Origin of the sequence: Solibacillus sp. FSL H8-0538 (genome assembly GCF_038003525.1) — a bacterium.
Taxonomy (GTDB): Bacteria; Bacillota; Bacilli; order Bacillales_A; family Planococcaceae; genus JBBOPI01.
In genome coordinates this window covers 3525119-3547931 of record NZ_JBBOPI010000001.1, presented here as the reverse complement: position 1 = coordinate 3547931, position 22813 = coordinate 3525119, and the positions used below count along the sequence as shown (strand labels likewise).

Below are 22813 nucleotides of genomic sequence, written 5' to 3'. Positions count from 1 at the left end.
TGGTCTTGCTGAAATGACGAATATTTATTAATTATATCAAAAAAATATTCGTTTTTATGTTGTCGAACCGTGTCGAATTAATTATAATGCATTGTATGGTGTGAAAAGATAAAACCGTATACTATATGGTATTTCTCATCAATAAATAATCCCTTTAAAAAAGGAAAGTGAGGATCGACATGACGCATAGAAGAATCCCCTATATCATACTGGCTCCAGGATTGATTCTTTTGATTTTATTTTTGGTGTTACCTCTAGTATCCATCATTTTTCCAACGTTCTTTGATGGAGGATTCACCTTTTCAAACTATACTTCGTTTTTAAAGGATGAATATAATTTCAGTATTTTTTGGCGAACACTAAAAATTTCACTCATTGTGACGGCAATTTGTGTAATATTCGGCGTTCCAACTGCTTATTACATTTCGCAAAGTCCGAAAAAATGGCGTAGCTTGTTAATGTCGTTAACTCTATTTCCGTTGTTAACAAATTCCGTTGTACGGAGTTTTGCATGGATTACGCTTTTAGGACAAGACGGCATTGTTAATAATGGGTTAATGAAAATCGGCTTAATTTCCGAACCGCTTACATTACTTTATACGGAGTTTGCCATTACGATTGGCTCCGTGTATCTATTCCTACCTTTAATGGTTATTACGTTAGTAGGGATTTTAGAAAATATTGATTCGGAAATTATGGAAGCGGCTGAAACGTTAGGTGCCAATCGCGTAGTTGCTTTTGCGAAGGTAATCTTACCTTTAAGTGTTCCAGGAATTATTGTGGGCAGTATTTTAGTATTCACAGGTACCTTGACTGCGTATACAACTCCGCAATTATTAGGTGGGAACCGAAACATGATGTTAGCCACTTTCTTATATCAAAATGCGACGGCGTTAGGTAATTGGCAAGGTGCAAGTGTAATCGCGTTAATCATGATAGTGACAACTGTAGTCGTAATGAAGTTATTTAACTGGATTGCGAATCGTTTAGATAAGAGAGGTGAAGCACGTGCGTAAAAATGTGGGGTTAAGGATCTTTGCTTGTTTAGTGTTTGCATTTTTGTTTATACCACTAATTATTATTGTGGTGACCTCTTTTGGAACTAGCTCAACAATTCAATTTCCGATTGAAGGCTTCACGCTTGATTGGTATAGCAAAGTATTTAAAAATGAATCATTTATGAACAGCTTTGCCCTTAGTTTAAAGATCGCGCTTTTTGCTACGGTTCTGGCTTTGCTTGTAGGTGTTCCGGCAGCTTACTCTTTAGCACGCCATAATGTATTCGGACGTAATTGGATCAAAAGCTTTTTCCTATCACCAACAATCGTACCAGGTTTAGTAGTTGGTTATTCATTGTATCAATTTGTTGTTATTCAATTTCAATTTCCGATTATACAAGGACTGCTACTAGGGCATTTCCTTGTATGTTTACCTTATGTGATTCGGGTAGTTGGCTCGACTATCGAGCAATTAGATTTTTCCATTGAAGAAGTGTCGTGGACATTAGGTTGCACAAAATTACAAACGTTTAGCAAAATCGTTTTACCGAATATTACTTCAGGAATTTTTGCTTCTTTCATGTTGGCATTCATTAATTCCTTCAACAATATTCCTGTGTCGCAATTTTTATCTGGACCAGGTGTGACGATGCTCCCAACGAGCTTAATGAATTATATTGAATACAATTATGATCCATCTGTTTCTGCATTATCAGTGATTTTAATGCTAGGTACGATTGTTCTAATGTTTATTATTGAAAAGACGTTAGGGTTAGCAAGTATTTCATAGGAACAGGCAAGATGTATGTGCGAAGGAGGAAGAATAATAAATGTCCTATGTTGAATTAAAAGATATTCGAGTAAGTTATGATGACAAAACGGATATATTAAAAGATTTGAACTTATCCATTGAAAAAGGGGAATTAGTTTCCTTATTAGGGCCATCTGGGTGCGGGAAAACAACAACTTTACGTGTTATTGCTGGCTTAATCGAACCGAATGATGGGCAATTTTTAGTGGACAATCAAAACTTAACAAAGGTGCCTGTTCATAAGCGTAAATTTGGGATGGTATTCCAAAGCTATGCACTGTTTCCTCATTTAACAATTAAGGAAAACGTTGCGTTTGGCTTGAAATTACGCAAAGAAGATAAGGCAGCCATTGATAAGAAGGTAAATGATATATTAGCTATTACAGGCTTAGAAGAGCTTGCTAATCGTTATCCGAAACAGCTTTCTGGTGGACAAAGACAACGTGTTGCTTTAGCACGTGCCTTAGTCATTGAACCAAAATTATTGTTATTAGATGAACCGTTAAGTAACTTAGATGCGAAATTGCGCGTAGCTATGCGTATCGAAATTAAACGGATCCAAAGTCAATTAGGGATTACCTCTGTGTTTGTAACGCACGATCAAGAGGAATGTTTCTCGATTTCTGACAAGGTAGCGGTCATGAATAAAGGGGTTATCGAACAGTTCGACACACCAGAAGCGATTTATAAAAATCCAAAAACTGAGTTTGTCGCGCGCTTTATCGGCTTTGAAAATTTCTTTGATTTAACGAAAGTAGAAGATGGGAAATACAAAACCGCTGATGGAACGGTTTTCCAAAGTACGCGCGCATGGGATGCTGAAAGAAAGACCGGAACGATTCGTCCGGATGACATTGATATTGTAGCTAGTACTGAAGTGAAAACGAATAATGTCGTATCTGGCACAATAAAAGTTCGTACGTTCTTAGGGAAATCGTATCAATATGAAATAGAAACTTCGATTGGTACATTACTTGTCAATGAACCTGATCATGTCATCTATCAAGTGGGAGACAACGTGGCATTATCGATTCCAGCTCACAAACTGATCATCGTTTAATAAGAGTTCAAATGGGTACACAATAGTTAATGTGATGGGTAAGTTAGAAGTAAATGTTGGTAGGGAAAATACGTTCACGCGTAATTAAAAGGAGAGAAAAATATGAAGAAAAAATTAGGTTTAGTGGCTTTAACTTTAGTAACGGCTAGTGTTTTAGGCGCATGTGGTGGAAAATCTACAAAAGACGAGCAACAAACATTGGTTATCTCAACGTTTGGTTTAGAAGAAGACAAAATGCAGGAAGATGTTTTCAAACCATTTGAAGAAAAATACAATGTAGACATTGTGTTAGAAACTGGTACAAGCTCGGAACGTTATACAAAATTGCAAAGTAACCCGAACTCAACGGTTGACGTAATTGAATTATCTCAAGCAAATGCGGCATCTGGCGTAGCGGAAGGGATATTTGAAAAAATTGATGGCTCAAAAGTGCCGAATATGGAGAACTTAATCGATAGCGCAAAAGAATTAGCTGCAGATGGTTCTGGCCCAGCATACACATTGAACAGTATTGGAATTGTTTACAATAAAGAGGCAGCCGGTATGGAAATTAAAGAGTGGAATGACCTTTGGGATCCTAAATTAAAAGGTAAAATTTCAATTCCAGACATTACATCAACATTTGGTCCAGCAATGCTGTATGTAGCAAGTAGCAACCAAAATGTTGACATTACAACGGATAAAGGGGAAGCAGCTTTCAAAGGAATTACTGACTTATCTCCAAACGTTGTCAAAACGTATAGTAAATCTTCAGACTTAGCAAACATGTTCCAGTCAGGTGAAATCGTAGCTGCTGTGGTTGGTGACTTTGCTGTTCCAATTATTACGCAAGCTAATGCAGATGTTGCTTATGTTGTTCCACAATCAGGCACATATGCAAACTTCAACACAATCAATATCAATGCTAACTCTAAAAATAAAGATTTAGCTTATAAGTATATCGACTGGAGATTAAGCCAAGAAATACAAGAAAAAACTTCTGTTTCTTTAAACGAAGCTCCAACGAATAAAGAAGTTGTATTAGATGAAGAAACAGCTAAAAATAAAACGTACGGTGAAGTTGCAAAACGCACAAACTTAGTTAATCCAACATTCGTTAATGAAAATCTTGAATCTTGGATTAGTCAATGGAACAGAATACTGAACAAATAAAGGGTTAGTAAGGAGGAAGGCTAAGGATTATTCTTGGCCTTTTTTCTTTTTCAGTGGATAAGAAAGGATAACTTTCCCATCCACCTAAGTAAGGACATCAACTCACCCTATTTTGGGCGAGTTGTGTCTTTCTAATCTTTGTAACATGGAGGGAATATGAAATGAATATTGATTTAGCTATTTTAAATGCTCAAGTTTTCAATACGTTTACAAAAAAGTTTGAAAAGAAAAATGTATCAATAATTGGGGATAAATTTTACTATATTACAACTGACGAGTTTGAAAATTTGGTGGCTGCTGAAGTTGTAGATGCAGAAGGAAAATATATGGTGCCAGGGTTGATGGATATTCATATGCATATTGAAAGCTCGATGACATCCCCGTCTATTTTTTCTGAGACAGCACTAACATATGGTGTGACTACGATAGTAGCGGATGCGCATGAGATTGCAAATGTGTTTGGTATGGAAGGGCTAGAGGCATTCTTTGACCAACCGAGTGTGATGGATATTTTCTATGCGATTCCTTCCTCTGTTCCTTCGACGACGCCAGAATTAGAAACAACAGGCGGCTATATTGGTGTTGAAGAAGTGAAACAGCTGTTAAAACATCCGAAAGTAATTGCTTTAGGAGAAGCGATGAACTTTAATGGTATTGTCAATGAACCAGATTCTTTAATTCGCCAAATTTTACGTGAGGTTCAAATGAACAAGCCATTTATGCCTTTAGAAGGCCACATTCCGCGCGTTTCTGGATTAGAATTGGCAAAATTTTTATATGCAGGATTAACGGCAGATCATACCCATCAATCACCCGAATCAATTTATGAGAAAATCTCAAGCGGGATGTTTTTAGAGTTTCAAAAGAAATCGATAACGTCGGAAAATATGCGTGTTGTCGTTGAAAATAATTTCTATGACTATGTAGCTATTATCACGGATGATGTAATGGCCGACGACTTTCTAGAAGGGCATTTGGACGCCAATGTACGCTTGGCGATCGCATGTGGCATGCCAGCAGAACAAGCAATTTACTGTACTACCTACACGCCTGCTCGACGTATGGGATTCCAAGATCGTGGTGCGATTGTGACGGGCTTTAAAGCAGATTTTCTGTTGCTAGATGATGTTGAAAAGTTGGACATTGCGGCGGTTTATAAAAATGGCCAATTGGTGCATGAAAAAGGAGAGGACTTCCGTTATCCTGCAGAAAAACCTAATTTTCCAGAGCATTTCTATCAATCCATACAATGTCGTCCATTAACAGCGGAAGATTTGTGTATTAAGGTAACTGCTTCTGGAAAGGCGTTAGTGAACGTAATACAAATTGCCGAAGTAGGTACATTTACAGAACATGTGCAGCGAGAGGTTGAAGTAGTAGATGGCTATTTAGATTGGGAGAACAGTGGATTATCTTTAATTGTCGTGATGGAGCGATACGGGAAAACTGGCAACATCGCATACGGCTTCGTCGAAAATGCATTACGTGAAAAAGGGGCTATAGCGACAACTTGGGCGCATGATCATCACAATTTAATGGTAATGGGAACGTGCGCGGCAGATATGATAATTTCTCAAAACCACATACTAGACATTCAAGGTGGCTATGCCGTTGCACAAGGTGGCCAGGTACAAGCAACTTGTCCATTACCGGTGGGTGGCATTATTAGTGATGCATCCATTCAAGAGCTTGGTGCGGGGTTGAAGGAAGTACGCCAAGCGATGAATGCGTTAGGCTATCGCAACAGCAATGAAATCATGTCTTTTTCTACTTTATCTTTACCGGTTTCACCTGTTATCAAAATTACGGACAAAGGTATGATGAATGTGCGTTCTCAAAAGATGATTCCATTAGTTGAGGGTGAGGAAAATTGAAAATACTCATTAAAAACGCTTGGATTTTAACGATGAATGATCAAATGGAGCAATTTGAACATGGCTATTTAGTAGTTGAAGATACGAAGATTTTAGAAGTTGGCGCGATGGATTCATTGCCACAGGATGTGAAGTATGACAAGTGCATGGATGCGAAACGTGCAATTTTATTACCTGGCATGGTTAATACACATACCCATATTGGCATGATTCCATTTCGGTCTTTAGGAGACGACTATCCAGACCGTTTACGCCGTTTCTTATTCCCATTAGAAAATGAGTGTATGAATGAACAACTTGCCTACACGAGTGGGAAATATGCCATTGCCGAAATGCAACTTGCGGGAGTGACTGCGTTCTTTGATATGTATTATTTTGAACAACAATTGGCAGAAGCAGCAGAGGAAATGCATAGCCGTGCACTTTTAGCAGAAACAGTTATTGATTCGGTAACAGTGGATGTGGCTGAGCCAATGGGTGGCTTACAATACGCTGAACGTTTTCTGCCGAAATGGCAAGGACATTCGATGGTTCAAGCATCAGTCGCCCCTCACGCCCCATACTCCAACACTATTGAAGTGCTACAACAGGTCGATAAATTATCTTTAAAGTACAAGGTGCCTTGGATGATGCATGTTAGTGAGATGGACTTTGAAATGGCGAAGTATCGCGATCAACACAATCAAACGCCAATTGAGTTTTTAGAGAAGATTGGGGTATTGAGCTCAAGACTAGTCGCCGCGCATTGTATTCATTTGTCAGACCATGATATCGAGTTATTAAAGAAATACGATGTGAAGGTAGCTCATTGCATTGGTGCCAATACTAAATCTGCGAAAGGGGTAGCACGTGTGCGCGATTTACTCGCTGCAGGTGTAACAGTTGGACTCGGAACAGATGGCCCAAGTAGTGGTAATACGCTCGATTTATTTAGCCAAATGCGTTTGTTTGCGAATTTCCATAAAACATATTTGCAGGATCGTAGTGCGTTTCCGGCCGAAGAAATTGTAAAGTTAGCAACCATTGAGGGAGCAAAAGTGTTAGGAATGCAGGAGCATATTGGTTCGATTGAGGTAGGAAAACAAGCAGACTTCATATTAGTAGAAACTGACTCGGTCAATATGTTTCCTATTTTTGATGCGTATTCAGCTTTAGTGTACTCAGCTAATGCTAGTAATGTAAGCGACGTATTTATTGCTGGAAAACAGGTTGTGACTAATAAGGAATTAGTAAATTTTAATGTAACACAATTAAGAGCAGAGCTTGCTGAAGCGATGGAACAATGTGGATTTAAAAGCAAAGCGTTGGAGGCAATGGAGGGAAAATAGAATTTACATTCGGGGCTAAGAAATTAGTACGATAAGAAAACCGAGAGTCGAAAAATAAGACTCTCGGTTTATGTATTTTTAGTAACCTTTACTTAATAGAAAAATTCATTTTATATGAATTTTTTAAAGTTAATCCATTGTTAGCTGCAATTTGTTTACCTATATAAAGAGTGTATGTTTCACCTGCTGTATAGTGTTGAAGCGATGTAATTGTTACAGTTTCCGTTTTATCTGAATAACTGAACGTTGTTTCTATAATATTTTTCTCAGAATCCATTACAATAATATCTAGATTAGATAAAGTATTTTTATCTAGTTTTTTGTTAAATTTAATTTTCCATTCTTTCGTAGGCGGTATCGTAGTTACGGGTGGTATTTCTTCAACAGTAGTATCCTTTTTAATCGCTTCTTTTACTTGGTCTTGTACATCTTTAATATGTGCTAATACTTCAGCAAGCTCTTGACTTAGCGAGGCTATACGGTCATATCGTTCTGCCAAAATTGTGCGATCGAATCCTTTGGAAGAAAGTACATCTAATTGCTTTGTAACAGCATTTAATTGATTTTGTAATGAATTGAATTTTCCAATATAACCTTGGTGTTCTTTTAATTTATCTTCTACTTCCTTTATTTGTTCCTCAATCTCTTCGTCTGTCAGTGCTTCTTCATCTAACTCTTCATCATCCAGCTCATCTTGTTGGATGTCACCTGATTCATTTTCAATCAGTTCAACTTGTTGGACGTCATCTGATTGATTTTTGTCCAGCTCATTGATGTTCTCGGTTAACTCTTCTTCTTTATCTGAAAGTTTGTCTTGATAATTACTTAATTTATCCTCGATTTTGTCTAATTTCTTATCGATAGATTTAAGCTGTTGTATTTGAGCTTTTTTAAGTTTTTCTTCTTTTTTAACCTGATTTTTCTTCTGTATTTCCTCTTTTTTGACCTGCTCTTTCTGGTGTTTCGTTTCTTGCTTTTGTACTGCTAACACATTTGCTTTTGGTGCAGCATAAGCACTTGGCCCCGATAAAATCAATCCTGTTGCAAGTACCGTAGCAACAACGGTTATTATTTTTTTTAACATTCCCTATTCCTCCGTCTCTTTTTAGGTAATGGCAGCTGGCTGGCATAGAGTGATAGTAACCTCCTTAGCCCCTATAGCTTTGTGACATCAAATTTCTCTGACTTTACGATGCTAATATCGGTTCTAAAGCAGATATATATATGCATTTAATAAAAACGGTTAAATAGTCTCATAATGTTTAATACAAAAGGTGGACGAGAACATGTTAGGCAGAGCGAAGCATAGTATTATTTGAACTATTTTTTTAGTTCATTTAAGTAGAACGTGCATTACTAGACGATTTAGTAGTGGCTTATTAATAAGAAAATTTTGATTTCTCTATGGTAAAATAAGTGTATTAATTGGGCATTGGACTATTGGGATGCCATTTACTAATGAAAGAGAGGGTTTTTTTATGAAACAACTTTGGTACGGTGGGACGATTTACACAATGGAACAAGAAAATGAAACGGTAGAAGCGGTCCTTGTTGAGCATGATAAAATTCTCGCAACAGGCACGCTAGATGCGCTTCGTGCACAAGCAGATGAGGAGATTGATTTGCAAGGTGCGATCATGTATCCAGGCTTTGTAGATAGCCATCTTCATATGATTTTTCAAGGAGAAAAGTTACTTCGATTGGATTTAACAAAAGCCAAGTCAACTGAAGAAATGCTAGAAATGGTAAGAGAAGCAGCGAAGACAACTCCTGCTGATCAGTGGTTATTTGGTGAGGGCTGGAATGAAAATAATTTTGAAGACAAACGAATTCCAACAAAAGATGAGATTGATGCAATTCGTAAAGAACCGATTCTATTAACGAGAGTTTGCCATCACGTCATATTAGGAAATTCAGCAGCTCTTAAAGCGGGAGGTATTACGGAAGAAAGTACGTCTCCAGCAGGCGGTGAAATTGGTCGTACTGCAGATGGTCAGCTAAATGGATTACTCTATGAATTGGCGTCAAACTTAGTAACGGATGCTATTCCAAAAGAAGGCGAAGCGTATATTCAGTCTCTAACAGATGCGCTCAATCTAGCAGTGGGTGATATGCTGTCACATGGGTTAACTGGCGGACATACAGAAGAAATGCATTATTTCGGGAACTTTATGAATCCGCTAACGGCGTATCATCGCGTCGTTGGGGAGAAACGTAACTTTCGCGTGAACTTGCTACGTCATAATGTTGTGTTTAAAGAGATGATGGAAGAAAATGTGCAGTTTGACGGCCCATTTGTTGAACTAGGAGCGATGAAAATCTTTGCAGACGGGGCGCTCGGTGGTTCAACTGCTGCACTATTAAAACCATACGCAGATCAGCCGAGTAATAATGGATTATTCATTCAAACAGATCAACAATTAGAGGAATTGGTGAAGCTTGCGCGTAGCTACAATGAGGCGATTGCAGTACATATGATTGGTGATGCAGGCGCAGAGCAAGTACTGAAAGTTATTGAAAAATATCCTGTACCAAATGGAAAGCGAGATCGTTTAATTCATTGCTCTGTGCTGAATGAAGAATTGGTGGAGCGCATAAGTAAATTACCTGTTGTAGTAGACCTACAGCCTGCCTTTGTGCCGTCAGATTTCCCTTGGGTAATTGATCGTCTAGGAGAGGACCGTCTCGAGTTCGCATACCCTTGGAAAACATTAATCGATCGTGGGATTATGTGCGCAGCAGGAACAGATGCACCAATAGAGGATATTAATCCGGTTGCTACTATTTATGCAGCTGTTGAACGTAAAAAACCTTCTGAAGCACATGACGGATATTTGCCAGCACAGAAGGTATCACGCTTTGAAGCGATACAAATGTACACAATTGGCAGTGCACAGGCGATTTGCAAAGAACATGAACGCGGATTGATTAAACCAGGATACGTAGCAGATTTCTCGATTTTTGACCGTGATTTATTTGCGGGCACGTCAGAAGAAATGCTTGGAGCGAAAGCTGTGAAAACGGTCGTTGCAGGACGTATAGTATTCGAGAGAAATAAATAATTCAGATTTTCCTATTATAGAAAACGAAGGGGCTGTCTAAAAAGTCCCTAAATTAAAACAGGTGGAGAAAAACAATTCGTTTTTTTTACCTGTTTTTGATACATGAGAAAAATGGGTACCTCACCTCTGCTTGGGGAGTCTCGCCACCGCCCGCGGAAAAGCGAAGGCCAGAGCACCAATGACCTTTCTCTAGTTAGCTTATATGTATTAGAATTTTTAATAGTAGAAACGAAAAGGGACTGCATAGGCAGTCCCATCTAATTACAGGTGTCCTAAAATAAAAATAATGAAGATAGTACAATGCCTGTTATCACACCGAGCGCGATGCCGTAGCCAAATCCGATACCTGGTCTTCCATAGCCCCAAAAGCCAATGCCGTAACTCCCAACATCATCCGGCATGATCCACACTTTTCGGTTATCTACTTTTGTAATGCGTCCTATATGCCGGCGTCCCCGATTATCTGTAATAATTACTTTGCGTCCTTGATATTTACAGCATAAATTATATGCATCAGATTGATTCATCGTTATTCCCCCTATCTATTTAGACTGTGTCCTAATATATGTAGAACTAATGAGCACACACGAGCGAATCGTCCAAAGCATATACTATTAAAAAGGATGAGAGAATGGGCGTTGTGCGAACAGATAGATGGTTGTATCAAATTAATGAGCAGCAAGATAACTTAATTGAAGTTTTATGTGAGCCACTTATTGGGTTATTCACTAGTGTACCAATAGAGGCAATCCATTATGAGTTGATAAAAAACGGCTTATTTAATAGACATGAAGTCACTTATTTACAAAAAAACGTGAAACAACTAGTAAGACAAAATGTTTGGGGAATTGTAGAAAATGAATTTGCACGTCTAAAAACTGACTGGAATGGTCCAAATGTGCCCATTTATATTTTCCCGATTACCAATGGGGAGATACCTAAAAACGGTATCGCTTATAAGGATGCCATCTTTTTATTTGTTTCTATACGATTAGATGAAGGAGAGCTAAAGGCGTTGTTTGCACATGAATACCATCATGTGTGTAGGCTTCATTATCTCAATACATTGACCTCTGAAATAACATTATTGGATTCACTAATGGTGGAAGGCCTTGCAGAATATGCAGTGGAGGCATTGTATGGTGAGCAGCGGTTAAGTCCTTGGACGAAGCGTTACTCGGTTGATAAGGTAAAAGAAATTTGGCAGTCTCATTTTCTGCCAGCGTTAAAACTTAAAGGCTTGAACAATCACCGGCCGTTTTTATATGGAGACGAACGGGCAGGGTTACCACTATGGATTGGCTACTGCGCGGGCTACAGAATGGTACAGTCTTTTCAAGAAAACTGTTGCGTTAAAGAGCAAAGTATATTGCTGACAATGCCGGCAGAGGATATCTTAGCATGTACTAGTTTTCAACAATCTATTTAAAAAACCTTTCTTTCTCCTGTCCAACACTGCTATTATTTTTTCTAGGACGGAATAGCGGAGGGAAATAATGATGATTATTCGGCATGTGGAAAAGCTAGATTTAGACCAGCTTGTTGCAATTGAGAATATGTGTTTTACACCAATAGAGGCGGCAACACGCGAAGCATTTGAGAAGCGAATTGAAAAGATTGCGGATAGCTTTTTTGTAGCGCAGGAAGATGGAGCGCTGATTGGGCTAGTGAACGGACCGGTCGTCCATACAGAATTTATTACCGATGAATTATTTGCAGACATTCAAGAAAACCCTGCTCTTGGTGGACATCAAACGATTTTAGGATTAGCGGTTGCACCATCAGCACAAAAGCGCGGCATTGCGAAACGATTATTGCAGAAGCTGGAGGAACAGGCGACAAAGCATCAACGTGAAACCGATACGCTTACATGCTTAGAAAACTTAGTGTCGTTTTATGAGAACCTAGGATACGTGAATAAGGGTTTATCCTCTTCTAAGCACGGCGGGGAAGTTTGGATGAATATGAGCAAATCTCTGAAGTAAATAGTAGCAATAGTAGCTGTGTCAAAAGTGAAAATTAACTTGTGACACAGCTCGTACAGCAACCCCAAACACGAATTTAGGCTAGCCGAGTAATTTGTCCCGGATAATTCGGTACAAGACAACTGATAATTTTTCGTTATACTAAGGATATAGTGGCAATTGAAGGGAGCTATGTAACATGAAGAAATTAATTTTTAGTGCACTACTCGCAGTACTGTTGGTAGGCTGTGGGCAAGGTGAAGAAGTCGATCCGAATGTTTCGACAGAGCAGGGGAATGCATCACAAGAAGAATCTACTTCGAATACAGAACAACAGATTCCATTAACGCTATTTAAATCGGACGCTAATGCAGAATATGTAGAGCCGTATGACGTTATTTATACAGGCGAGGAAACGGAGTTGGTGCGTTTTATTTTTGAGCAAACAGCGGAATTTAATGTCGGCTTACTTGATTATACGTTTGAAAATAATAACACGTCGCTTGTACTAAATCTCGATGACAATATTTATAATGTGCAGGGCTCAGCTGGGGGCGCTATGTTTGCAGGGACGTTGATTCAATCGTATTTCGCCAATTTCACGGAACTAAATGACGTGACGTTTATTCATAATGGCTCTTACGAAGAAATTTTAGATCATTTAATGGTTGGAAAGCCTTATACACGTGATGACAATAACGCTGCTAAACCGAAATAATACGTGAACGCTTAGGAAATCTCCTAAGCGTTTTTTTTATGCGGATTAGAAAGAATAACTTTCCAATCCGTAAAAATAAGGACATCAATTCGCCCTATTTTGGGGAAGTTGTGTCTTTCTAATTAAATGTTTTAGCAATCCATTTACATAGTGGTGATTAATAACATTTAAGCCGTGTGTATAGCTGAGGGGTAAATAAAATCGAAACAGCAACAACCACTTTTAACGATCTCTTCAAGTCTAGTTTTCTTGAAAAGTTAGGTTCTGAATACATGCCATAAAGTTTCGAACAACAGCTTCAAATCCCGAAAGAAACTCCTCCAACAGCCGAATAAAACGCAACTTCCTGTATACTACTCTTTAAGAAAGGGTGATTCCATGCAACCACAAAAACCGATTACCAATATTCTTCCACCGATTGTCGGAGCGGATACATGCGTGTTAATTGTTGGCTCAATGCCTGGTCAGCAATCGCTGGAAAAACAGCAGTATTACGGCAATGCACGTAATCATTTTTGGCCGATCATGGGAGAAATTCTTAAAACGGACATCCCGACTAATTACGAACAGCGCATTCAACTTTTGCGCGCGTACCATATCGGGCTTTGGGATGTTATTCAATCATGCGAGCGCAAAGGGAGTCTTGATTCGAATATTCGTAATGAAATTCCGAATGCTTTTGGCAAACTGTTTGAAGAGTTCCCACAAATTGAGCTCATATTATTCAATGGGGGTAAAGCATTTGATGTGTTTAAAAAACGAGTTGGCTTTGATATTTTGCAAAACCGTCAGTACGAAAAAATGCCCTCAACAAGTCCAATACCTGGGAAAAATATAAAGTCTTTCGAAGAAAAGGTTGCGGATTGGCAAATCATCAAACGTTATTTATAGCCAGACAGCCTGGTTTTTGGTTATGATAAAACAGAAATAGAGGATTAGGAGTGAGTGCAAATGTATCGTACAGTAGAAGATTTTCTAGAAGATTGGCAAGTATCATCAGCCGGCACATTAAATGTAATAAAAGCTATTACGAATGAAAAAATAGATTTCGCCATTGTTGATGATCACAATTCTTTAGGGTGGTTAGCTTGGCACTTAGTTGGTGCAGGGGGAGCATTTGGTCATTTCGCGGGCTTACAAATTCCAGCACCAGGATCTGATATGGCAATGCCAACAGATATGACAGAAATCGTTGAAGCGTATGAAATGGTCATCGCGGCCTATAACAAGGAAGCTTCAACATTAACAGATGAGATGTTATTAGAAGAAGTGGCTGGTTTTGGTGGGCCAACTTCGCGTGGAAAATTACTGCGCGCGTTCATCGACCACCAAACACATCACCGCGGTCAAATGACTGTTTTACTACGTCAAGCAGGTTTAACGGTCCCGCCGATTATGGGGCCAACAAAGGAAATGCAAAACAAATAAGTTCGAGCTCCGGACACAAGTGTTCGGAGTTTTTTATATAACAATATTTAATGAAGAAAAATAATTATCAAGGGGGAAAAAATTTGCAACCAACAATATACTGGACGTATTTTGAAGATGGACCATGGCGCTTTCTGTTAGCAGCTACAGACGGGGGACTTTGCTATACTGGCTCACAAAATCGTGATGTGGAGGAGCTTGAAGCATGGGCAGCAAAACGCTTTAAAGGGAGCGAACTTGTGGAAAATGCTGAAAAGCTTGCGCTATATGTTGAACAGTTTAAACAATATTTTAACGGTGAGCGCAAAGTGTTAGATTTTTCGATACATTATGAAGGAACCGATTTTCAGAAGGGAATTTGGCACGCGTTGCAGGACATTCCGTTCGGTGAAACGACAACGTACTCCGCCATTGCACAAATAATTGGTAATCCAAAAGCTGTACGTGCAGTTGGAACGGCTATTGGAGCTAATCCAGTTATGGTCGTAATTCCTTGCCACCGCGTCATTGGAAAAAATGGGACACTAACTGGTTTCCGCGGAGGGCTGGAAATGAAAGAAAAGTTGCTTGAGCTTGAATTCGTAAATAAAAAATAAAAACTAGGGGGCACTACAGATGTAGCACCTCCTAGTTTAATTAGGTTTTATAACAAACAGTTTTTTTTTGTTAAAAACATAAAAAGACGAATTGGAGATACAACTTATTCACAAATAAGTGCCAATGTCGCTTAATTTCAAATAAGTTGTATACCAATTTGTACGATTGAGGCATATCACGTTAAAAAGAAACAGCTCGCACAAAATAGGAAGAAATGATGTGCGGAGGAACGATAAATGGTCCCTACAAAAAACAACAATGGAATTCAACATAGGCTGTACTTACAAGAAATAATCATACGCGTTTTTCGCAAGCAACAGTACAGTTACTGTAATAAACAACACACGTACATAGCCACTGCCACGCTTGATCGCATATTTTGAGCCGCATATAGCGCCAAGAATTTGTGCTACACCCATAATGAGACCGTATGCATAATTAATTTGGCCAAGACACATGAACATGAGCAGAGCGCCGATATTACTCCCAAAGTTTAAAAACTTGGCATTGCCTGCAGCCTTTAAAAAATCGTAGCCAACAATTAAAAAAGCGAAGATTAAAAACGAGCCTGTCCCAGGTCCTAAAAAGCCATCATAAGTACCGATTAAAGTAATGACGATTAAAAATAATGCAAACTTTCCTTTTGAAAGCTTTTTAACAGCGGAAAGGCTACCCCAGTCTTTTTTAAAAATTGTATAAATCGCTACTGCTGCCAACATGATAAGCATCAAGGGCTTAAGTAGCTCGGGATTCATTAAATGGACAATCCAAGCCCCTATCATGGAGCCAAAAAATACGAATGGGAAAAATTTCAGCACCGATTTTAAATCGATTTTGCCTGAACGATAAAACGTGATTGTGCTTGTGAGCGAGCCCATTGTTCCAGCAAGCTTGTTCGTCGCAACTGCTGCAGACGGACTAAGACCTGTGAACATTAACGCAGGGAGAGAAATGAGTCCACCTCCGCCAACAACGGAATCAATAAAGGCAGCTAAAAAGCCAAAGCATATTAAAATTACAACGAGCTGTGGGTCTAAATCAAATAGCATCCTACTAACCTTCTTTCTATCTAAAAGAAATCCTATCGGAAAAGGGTTTTGTTGTAAAGAGATTAAATGAAATTGTACATACACTCTGGATTTTTGTGTTACCGTAAGAAAGTGAATGTATAAAAGAATGGAGAATTCAAAATGAAAAGCTATCGATATCTATTATTTGACCTAGATGATACATTGTTAGATTTTGGCGCGGCAGAACATATCGCATTACCGAAGTTATTTGAATCGCAAGGATTTCCTTTAACACCAGAAGTAGAGGCAAGGTATAAAGAAATTAATAGTGGCTTATGGCATGCGCTTGAAGAAGGTACGGTAACGCGTGAGGAGTTAATGGCAACACGTTTTGCGAAGACGTTTAGAGAGTTCGGAATTGAAGTAAACGGCAAAGAGCTTGATGCACAGTACCGTCGTTTTTTAGCAGAGAGCAAAGTGTTTGTTGAAGGGGCATTTGAAATAATTCAACGATTATCAAAGCATTATGACTTATATATAACATCGAATGGTATTTCGGAAACGCAAAATGCACGCATTCAATATACAGGGTTAGCGCCGTATTTTAAACAAATATTCGTGTCAGAGGATACCGGTTATCAAAAACCAATGAAACCATTTTTTGATTATGTATTTGAGCGTATTTCTAATTTTGATGCATCAAAAACACTAATTATTGGTGATTCTATAAGTGCAGATATTGTCGGTGGAGCAGGGGCAGGCATTGATACATGCTGGTTAAATCCATCCGGAAAGCAAAATACCACAGCCGTTACGCCTACATATGAAATCAAGTGTTTAGCGGAATTGCAATCAATTTTACAATGTTAAGTGCGTAGCTAATGCGCACTTTTTCTTCGTTAATTTCCCGGGAAATTCGATAAAATATACAATATTTCGATTTTTTCTGCAATTTCAATGCTATGATGAATGGAATATGCATTTAACAAACGAAACGAGGATAACCATGACAATACAACAATTTTGGGACAACTACTGGCAACAATTACAAAAGCCGGTCCCACCTCTACCAGAAGCATTTCAATTCGGTTCAGATGCTGACTGGCTCGCACAATTAGTGGTCGAAGGAAAGAAAACGGCGACATGCTCGGGCCATCTATTTTATGAGTTAGAAAATGAACCACTTCCCCAAGTAGGTCAGTATAATATTGTACTAAATGCAAGTGATGAGCCGGTTGCCATTATAAAAAATGTGGGTGTGATGCTTTCTCCGATGAAAGAAGTGCCCATTGATTTTGCACTGGCGGAGGGTGAAGGCGAATACCATGAATGGTGGAATGGTCATGTGAATTTCTTCACGGCAGCCCTTGCTGAATTGGATCTTCCCTTTACTGAAAATTTACTGCTCGTTTGTGAGCGTTTTGAAGTACTGTATCCTGCATTGTAAATAAACTAGCCCACTCGTATCGTGCGAACTGTTATTTCTTTGGGGACTAGGTAAAGTTCTTCTCGAGATCGCACTAAGCGTTTTACTTGAACGTGAAACGCTGGAGAAGCGGGAAAAAGTGTATCAGTTATTTTTGTGTTACTCATCGTGATTTTTTTCTCGTTTTATGTGGATGGTGTTATAAGTTTCTATACTAAGCTCGTGTAGGCAGGGTACAAATTATTGCTTATAACATTATTTTACGTTACATTTGGTCACTCAACCATTTCCTTTTCGTGATGAAATGGTAACGGTACATAGTGACTATTTGCGCAATGTCGGAAAACCCTCATGTGAAATGACACATATAATGTAGCCAATGGGTGCATAGTCAAGTTTTGCGAACTTTGTTAAAATAGGGAATAAACAGATACGTATGTAAGGAGTGGACAGAATGACATTTTGGCTAATTTTCGTTATCATCTCCCTTTTTGGTTATTTTGCCTTTTCGTTATATAAGCATGATGATACTATTTTCAGTAAAATTACAGGCTATTCCTATTTTGATTTATGGACGAATAAAAAGGCGCTTGCTTCAAAAAAACTATTGACGGTGCTGAATCATGTCGAAGGTTCTCACAAAATATTGCTTGATTTACTCGTTCCAAGTGCATCAGGTACACGCCATGTTGATGCGGTGTTATTGCACGAGTCAGGTATTTACATAATTGACTTGAAACATATGTCTGGTTGGATTTCTGGACGTGAGCAGGACGAAGAGTGGGTGCAATTATTCCACCGAGAGAAACAGCGGGCCTTTGCTAACCCCATTCATGAAAATAGACGTTCGATTTTTGCCTTACAGGATGCATTGCCTGAAATCAATTATGATTTATTTGAAACATTAATATTGTTTACAGATAGTTGCTCGTTCCAGCAAATTGAAATTCATTCGCAAAATGCGGATGTCATAAAAACGACAGAGCTTAAGGCGTGGTTAACGCAACTAAGTGGTGAGGTGTTATCACAAACCGACATCGAGTCCATTTATAAGGCGCTTGAAGGCATGGTTCAAGGAAAGAATGCATTGATAAAAAAACAAACTAAAGCAGTTTCATTGAACTAACACAGTATGATTTGCTCTTTTTTCATGTGTTGATTAGCAAAGCAGTTGTTGTTCTATTAACTTAGGCATAACTCAAATTTATAGAAATTAATAGGAACCAAGTATATTCTATAGAATATACTTGGTTTTTTAGGATTTTAGAAAGTATAACTTGCTCAACCACATAAAAAAAGCCATCATCTAGTCCTATTTTGAGGCTTCTTTTTTTGTTTAGATTTTCTGATCAAAATTCAAATCCTCATGTACAATAGAGAAAAAAAGAAGGTTCGTGATACGAAATGAAGAAATTCCATTATAGCTGGGTAGTCTTAGCCGTCACTTTTTGTGCAATCATCGTAGCCGGTATTGTACGCTCGTCATCCGGTATTTTCATCGATCCATTCGAATCGGAATTTGGCTGGAGCAGGCCATCAATTTCCTTTGCATTTGCCGTATGTTTATTTTTATACGGATTTTCAGGACCATTTATGGCAGCGTTTGTAGAGATTTTTGGTTTAAAGCGCATGATGCTTTGGTCCATGGCTGTGCTCGCTATAGGACTAGCATTTACCTTTATTATGCAAACCGAGTGGCAGCTCATTTTAATTTGGGGTGTCATGATCGGAATAGGCTCTGGTTTATTCTTAACGGTATTAAGTACACAGGTAGCTAATCGTTGGTTCGCAAAACGGCGCGGGCTCGCGGTGGGCATATTGACAGCAGCAACAGCAACGGGACAATTAGTTTTATTGCCGGTATTAGCAATATTCATCCAAAATTATTCATGGCGTGCAGCCATCCTACTAATTTTAGTATTAAGTGTAGTTATGTTTATCATTATTGCGCTATTAATGCGTAGCTTCCCAAAGGATATCGGCTTAACGCCATATGGGCAAGAAGATATGACGGTAGAGGAACCGCCTGTGAAAGGGCGAAATCCATTTAAAATGGCAATAGGCTCACTGCTTGAAGGCTTGCGTGTAAAGGAATTTTGGCTACTCGCTGGAAGCTTCTTCATTTGCGGCTTATCAACGAGTGGACTAATTGGTACTCATTTTATTTCTTATTGTGTAAGTTTTGGTATTCCTTTAGTAATGGCGGCATCCATGCTATCGTTTATGGGGATTTTTGATTTAATTGGTACGACGCTGTCAGGTTGGCTTTCGGATCGTTTTGATAATCGCTGGCTACTATTTTGGTATTATTCTTTGCGCGGTGTGTCACTTGTTTTCTTACCATTTGCGTTGTCACAAGGTTCCTATACATGGCTAGTTATTTTCTCTATCTTTTACGGGCTAGATTGGATTGCGACGGTCCCGCCAACAATCGGGTTAACACGCCAAAAGTTTGGAGTTGAAAAAAGTGCAATGATGTATGGGTGGATAGTTGCTGCCCATCAAGTAGGCGCTGGTGTCGCTGCTTATTTTGGTGGGGTTGCTTTTAACGTATTCGGTTCGTATATGTGGGCATTTATTTTAGCAGGTGGCTTCTGCTTACTAGCAAGCTTGTTTGTCATTTTACTGAAAAAACATGATCCTAAAATTGCTTGAATTGATATATGCAAGCAGGAAAAACATCTTAATAAACAGAAGATACACAATATGGGAATAAATAACATCACGATTGAGGGGGATTTGTTTATGAGACTTCAAGATAAAGTGGCAGTCGTTACAGGTGCAGCTTCTGGTATGGGAAAGGCAATCGCAATTCTTTATGCGCAGGAAGGTGCGAAAGTAGTTGTTTCAGATTTAACATTGGAAGGTGCGGGGGCTACAGTTTCAGAAATTACGGCGCTTGGTGGAACTGCAACAGCAGTAGTGGCCAATGTGGCAAATGAAGGTGATATTCATAAGCTCATTAAAGCAGCGTTAAATAGTTATGGAACAATTGATATTTTAGTAAATAATGCCGGAATTATGGATGATTTCTCTCCAATTGGCGATGTGACAGATGATATGTGGGATCGTGTATTTGAAGTGAACGTGAAGGGCGTCATGCGTGCAACACGTCAGGCAATGCCGATTTTCTTAGAGAAGGGTGCAGGGGTTATTGTAAATATTGCATCAATTGGTGGTTTATATGGTTCACGTGCGGGTGCGTCTTACACAGCTGCTAAGCATGCAGTTGTTGGTTTAACAAAAAATACAGCCTTTCAGTATGCGGGCAAGGGCATTCGTTGTAATGCGATTGCACCTGGAGGAGTGAATACGAATATTACCGCATCATTAAAAGAGCCAAATGAGTTCGGCATTAGTCGTGCGATGGCAGGTGTCGGTTTTAATCCGCGTAACGGAGAACCAGAAGATATCGCCAAGGTAGCTTTATTTTTAGCTTCAGATGACTCCGATTTTGTGAACGGAATTATTGTAACTGCAGATGCAGGTTGGACTGCCTATTAGTAAATAGATTAGATTAATAGGAAGCTCGGTGCAGTAGTGCCGAGCTTTTTGCGACTTTTCAACAAACTGCGAATAAGAAAATAGACAGCATACGTGGGGGGGGAGAATTTATGCCATATAGTACAGAACGCGTGATTGCATTAGACGGGGTACTTAATTTCCGAGATATGGGCGGCTATCCAACGCAAGATGGACGCAAAGTTCGAAACGGGCTTTTCTTTCGATCAGCTAGCTTAACGAAAATGACCGAAGAGGATAGACGTAAAGTACAAAGCTTAGGAATTCGTACAATCTTTGATTACCGGGATGAACATGAAGCAACGAATAATCCAGACCCAGCCATTGAGGGCGTTCAAAATATAAGGGTACCAGCAAAAGGATCAGCACCTTTCAAAATGCCGAGCGTTTCACAAAAGGAACAAACCAATCTGGATTTTTATAAACAGGTTGATGCGGATACGTTTGCGCAGTTCTATGCACAAATGCCATTTAATAATCCGTCTTTCCAAGCGTTGATGAAGCTCATTCAGGAAAAAACGAATTTGGGTTTACTGCATCACTGTGCAGCAGGCAAGGATCGAACAGGTGTTGGCGGTGCACTCATTTTAATGGCGCTCGATGTACCGAAGGAAACGATTATGCAGGATTATTTAGTAACAAATAATTTACTGACGACGATGGTTGAAAAATTAGCTCATACTGTAAGTAAAAATTATAGCAATTTGGAGCTAACTCACTTTTACGATATTATGTCGGCAAAAGAGCAATATTTAAATGCCGTATTTCGTGAGATTGAGCGGCGCTATGAATCGACGGAGCAATTTTTAGAGCATGAATTTGCGATTTCTCGAGACATGCGCAAGCAGTTGCAAAATGAATATTTACTGTAACGGCCGTCCTTTATGTCATGTAGGCATAAGGGATTTTTCTTGTTTAGTATGATACGATACAAAACGAACAAGTAGTAAGGAGAATGACGATGGGCCAATTATCAAAACGAGCGATCAGTATACAAACGATGAAAAATAATGAACCACTATTCGCTTGTCCAATTTGCGCGCAAGCAATGACGGTAAGTGAAGAAGGAAAGATGAGTTGCGCAAGCAATCACTCATTTGATATTGCGAAGCAGGGCTATATTAATTTAATGCACCGTCCAGCAGGTTCAATGTACAGTAAGGAATTATTCGAGGCGCGTCAGCAAATTATCGTAAGCGGTCTATACGATACTATGCAACAGACAATAGCGAGTTTGATCGAAGGCGAGGCACCGGTCATTTTAGATACGGGCTGCGGAGAAGGCTCTCATTTGCAAAGAATTTGTACGAAGCTAGAAAATTCAGTAGGTGTAGGCATTGATATTGCCAAGGAAGGCATTTTAGCGGCAGCAAAGTTTTACGAAGGACTGATTTGGTGTGTCGGTGATTTAGCAAATAGTCCGTATAATGCACAGTCATTCGATACGATTTTAAATATTTTATCGCCTGCAAATTACGAGGAGTTTAAGCGCTTATTAAAACCGGGTGGCAAGGTTATTAAAGTTGTACCACAGGCAGGTTACCTAAAAGAGTTACGTGCACAGGCATTCGCGGATTCTGAAAAAGAAAGCTACTCGAATGAGCAAACGGTGGAGCGCTTTAAAGAAAGCTTTGACCGAGTTGCGGTAACGCGCATTACGTACACGATGCCACTAGAAGTATCACTTGTACCTAAGCTGTTAGAAATGACACCAATGGGCTGGCATATTGAAAACCACAAAGCCATCGAGATTAGTGAAATTACGATTGATTTGAATATTTTAGTTGGGGCGTGCAGCTAGCGCGCTCTTTTTTTATATTTGTTGTAAAATTTTGTGAATTAATATATTTTAAGGGTATTACT

The 22813-nt window shown here is 39.1% G+C and carries 23 protein-coding genes and 1 riboswitch; of the genes, 20 read left to right on the top strand and 3 right to left on the bottom strand.

What is annotated here, in order from left to right; genetic code table 11:
* The first annotated feature begins 179 nt into the window (after positions 1 to 179).
* From MHH87_RS16980 to MHH87_RS16955, 6 genes are all read left to right on the top strand, one after another.
* Positions 180 to 1016 carry an ABC transporter permease gene (locus MHH87_RS16980; protein ID WP_340750505.1) on the top strand — a complete coding sequence of 279 codons (837 nt, stop codon included), beginning with the start codon at positions 180 to 182 and terminating at the stop codon, positions 1014 to 1016.
* Positions 1009 to 1788, top strand: a complete 780-nt coding sequence (locus MHH87_RS16975; RefSeq protein ID WP_340750503.1) for an ABC transporter permease — start codon at positions 1009 to 1011, stop codon at positions 1786 to 1788. Before MHH87_RS16980 ends, MHH87_RS16975 begins: the two co-directional genes overlap by 8 nt.
* Positions 1789 to 1828: 40 nt before the next feature.
* Positions 1829 to 2869: an ABC transporter ATP-binding protein gene (locus MHH87_RS16970; RefSeq protein ID WP_340750501.1), complete on the top strand. Its 1041-nt coding sequence runs from the start codon at positions 1829 to 1831 to the stop codon at positions 2867 to 2869.
* Between the two features lie 102 nt (positions 2870 to 2971).
* A complete protein-coding gene (locus tag MHH87_RS16965; protein WP_340750499.1) occupies positions 2972 to 4021 on the top strand; it encodes an ABC transporter substrate-binding protein in 1050 nt (349 codons plus the stop codon).
* Between the two features lie 161 nt (positions 4022 to 4182).
* Positions 4183 to 5895: an adenine deaminase C-terminal domain-containing protein gene (locus MHH87_RS16960; RefSeq protein WP_340750497.1), complete on the top strand. Its 1713-nt coding sequence runs from the start codon at positions 4183 to 4185 to the stop codon at positions 5893 to 5895.
* Positions 5892 to 7223, top strand: coding sequence for an amidohydrolase (locus MHH87_RS16955; protein ID WP_340750495.1), 1332 nt, complete (start codon positions 5892 to 5894; stop codon positions 7221 to 7223). Before MHH87_RS16960 ends, MHH87_RS16955 begins: the two co-directional genes overlap by 4 nt.
* A gap of 88 nt (positions 7224 to 7311) precedes the next feature.
* Here the strand turns inward: MHH87_RS16955 and MHH87_RS16950 are convergent, their stop codons facing one another.
* On the bottom strand, positions 7312 to 8307 hold the full coding sequence (locus MHH87_RS16950; RefSeq protein ID WP_340750493.1) for an Ig-like domain-containing protein: 996 nt from the start codon (positions 8305 to 8307) through the stop codon (positions 7312 to 7314).
* Positions 8308 to 8334: 27 nt separating this feature from the next.
* A riboswitch (cyclic di-GMP riboswitch) is annotated at positions 8335 to 8425 on the bottom strand.
* 276 nt (positions 8426 to 8701) lie between these two features.
* On the opposite strand from MHH87_RS16950, the gene MHH87_RS16945 reads away from it, so the two are divergent.
* Entirely contained in the window at positions 8702 to 10285 is a 1584-nt protein-coding gene (locus tag MHH87_RS16945; protein WP_340750491.1) for an amidohydrolase, read from the top strand.
* A 272-nt stretch (positions 10286 to 10557) separates the two neighbouring features.
* Here the strand turns inward: MHH87_RS16945 and MHH87_RS16940 are convergent, their stop codons facing one another.
* Positions 10558 to 10812, bottom strand: coding sequence for a hypothetical protein (locus MHH87_RS16940; RefSeq protein WP_340750489.1), 255 nt, complete (start codon positions 10810 to 10812; stop codon positions 10558 to 10560).
* A 104-nt stretch (positions 10813 to 10916) separates the two neighbouring features.
* Here MHH87_RS16940 and MHH87_RS16935 point away from each other — a divergent pair, with 104 nt between their 5' ends.
* The 6 genes from MHH87_RS16935 (at position 10917) to MHH87_RS16910 (ending at position 14991) form a co-directional block, all read left to right on the top strand.
* Positions 10917 to 11714 (top strand): DUF2268 domain-containing protein, encoded by a 798-nt coding sequence (locus MHH87_RS16935; RefSeq protein WP_340750487.1) that lies wholly within the window; start codon positions 10917 to 10919, stop codon positions 11712 to 11714.
* Positions 11715 to 11781: 67 nt separating this feature from the next.
* Complete coding sequence (locus MHH87_RS16930; protein ID WP_340750485.1) at positions 11782 to 12270, top strand: GNAT family N-acetyltransferase; 489 nt, start codon at positions 11782 to 11784, stop codon at positions 12268 to 12270.
* Between the two features lie 178 nt (positions 12271 to 12448).
* Positions 12449 to 12967, top strand: coding sequence for a fructose-2,6-bisphosphatase (locus MHH87_RS16925; RefSeq protein WP_340750483.1), 519 nt, complete (start codon positions 12449 to 12451; stop codon positions 12965 to 12967).
* Positions 12968 to 13345: 378 nt separating this feature from the next.
* Positions 13346 to 13858 (top strand): DNA-deoxyinosine glycosylase, encoded by a 513-nt coding sequence (locus MHH87_RS16920; protein WP_340750481.1) that lies wholly within the window; start codon positions 13346 to 13348, stop codon positions 13856 to 13858.
* A gap of 60 nt (positions 13859 to 13918) precedes the next feature.
* Positions 13919 to 14395, top strand: a complete 477-nt coding sequence (locus tag MHH87_RS16915) for a DinB family protein (RefSeq protein WP_340750479.1) — start codon at positions 13919 to 13921, stop codon at positions 14393 to 14395.
* A 50-nt stretch (positions 14396 to 14445) separates the two neighbouring features.
* Positions 14446 to 14991 carry a methylated-DNA--[protein]-cysteine S-methyltransferase gene (locus MHH87_RS16910; RefSeq protein ID WP_445683108.1) on the top strand — a complete coding sequence of 182 codons (546 nt, stop codon included), beginning with the start codon at positions 14446 to 14448 and terminating at the stop codon, positions 14989 to 14991.
* A 282-nt stretch (positions 14992 to 15273) separates the two neighbouring features.
* On the opposite strand, the gene MHH87_RS16905 is transcribed toward MHH87_RS16910, so the two are convergent.
* A complete protein-coding gene (locus MHH87_RS16905) occupies positions 15274 to 16041 on the bottom strand; it encodes a TSUP family transporter (protein WP_340750475.1) in 768 nt (255 codons plus the stop codon).
* Between the two features lie 141 nt (positions 16042 to 16182).
* On the opposite strand from MHH87_RS16905, the gene MHH87_RS16900 reads away from it, so the two are divergent.
* The 7 genes from MHH87_RS16900 to MHH87_RS16870 all read left to right on the top strand — a co-directional run bounded on the left by MHH87_RS16900 (position 16183) and on the right by MHH87_RS16870 (position 22751).
* On the top strand, positions 16183 to 16872 hold the full coding sequence (locus tag MHH87_RS16900) for a YjjG family noncanonical pyrimidine nucleotidase (protein ID WP_340750473.1): 690 nt from the start codon (positions 16183 to 16185) through the stop codon (positions 16870 to 16872).
* 130 nt (positions 16873 to 17002) lie between these two features.
* The gene (locus MHH87_RS16895) at positions 17003 to 17449 is read left to right on the top strand and encodes an ASCH domain-containing protein (RefSeq protein WP_445683134.1); all 447 of its coding nucleotides are present in this window, start codon (positions 17003 to 17005) and stop codon (positions 17447 to 17449) included.
* Positions 17450 to 17882: 433 nt separating this feature from the next.
* The gene (locus MHH87_RS16890) at positions 17883 to 18554 is read left to right on the top strand and encodes a nuclease-related domain-containing protein (protein WP_340750468.1); all 672 of its coding nucleotides are present in this window, start codon (positions 17883 to 17885) and stop codon (positions 18552 to 18554) included.
* Between the two features lie 278 nt (positions 18555 to 18832).
* Positions 18833 to 20083 (top strand): MFS transporter, encoded by a 1251-nt coding sequence (locus tag MHH87_RS16885; protein WP_340750465.1) that lies wholly within the window; start codon positions 18833 to 18835, stop codon positions 20081 to 20083.
* 90 nt (positions 20084 to 20173) lie between these two features.
* Positions 20174 to 20932 carry an SDR family oxidoreductase gene (locus MHH87_RS16880; protein ID WP_340750463.1) on the top strand — a complete coding sequence of 253 codons (759 nt, stop codon included), beginning with the start codon at positions 20174 to 20176 and terminating at the stop codon, positions 20930 to 20932.
* A gap of 110 nt (positions 20933 to 21042) precedes the next feature.
* On the top strand, positions 21043 to 21822 hold the full coding sequence (locus tag MHH87_RS16875) for a tyrosine-protein phosphatase (RefSeq protein WP_340750461.1): 780 nt from the start codon (positions 21043 to 21045) through the stop codon (positions 21820 to 21822).
* A gap of 89 nt (positions 21823 to 21911) precedes the next feature.
* Complete coding sequence (locus MHH87_RS16870; protein ID WP_340750459.1) at positions 21912 to 22751, top strand: putative RNA methyltransferase; 840 nt, start codon at positions 21912 to 21914, stop codon at positions 22749 to 22751.
* Positions 22752 to 22813: the final 62 nt, after the last annotated feature.